Source organism: Pseudomonas sp. NY15372, assembly GCF_048068215.1.
In the GTDB taxonomy this organism is placed as follows: domain Bacteria; phylum Pseudomonadota; class Gammaproteobacteria; order Pseudomonadales; family Pseudomonadaceae; genus Aquipseudomonas; species Aquipseudomonas guariconensis_A.
In genome coordinates this window covers 1-438 of record NZ_JBLUPY010000091.1, presented here as the reverse complement: position 1 = coordinate 438, position 438 = coordinate 1, and the positions used below count along the sequence as shown (strand labels likewise).

The window sequence follows — 438 nt, the reverse complement described above, 5'->3', positions numbered from 1 at the left end:
TTCTTCACCCGTGCCTTCCTGCAGCGCCTGCTGCATGTCCAGTTCCGGGCACAGCTGCTGCAGCGGCCGGCCCAACGCTGCGCTAACCGGCAGGTCCAGCAGCTGCGCAAGGGCCGGGTTGAGCGACTGCACCACGCCTTGGTTGTCGATCGCTGCAACGCCGGCGGGGATATGCCGCAGCACGGCATTCAGATGCCGCCGTTTGGCGATCTCGACGCGTTGAGTGTCGAGAATGCCCAGGGCTTCCTCCAGCGCTTTGCGCGCGGTTTCTTCGCTCAGCGACAGCACGCCATGCAGCCCTGCCTGCTCCGCCAGCTCCACCACCGTCGACGAGCCGATGATGCTGCGACAGCCTAGCTGGGCCGCCTGTTCGACGGCCTGGCGGGCCTCTTCCAGGGAGGTGTAGGCGGCCTGGTGAACCTGGACGGTGAAGAGCGC

The 438-nt window shown here is 66.9% G+C and carries 1 protein-coding gene; it reads right to left on the bottom strand.

What is annotated here, in order from left to right; translation table 11 throughout:
• The coding region (locus ACNFG0_RS22870) for a PrpR N-terminal domain-containing protein (RefSeq protein WP_416766535.1) at window positions 1–438 on the bottom strand (438 nt) is incomplete at both ends.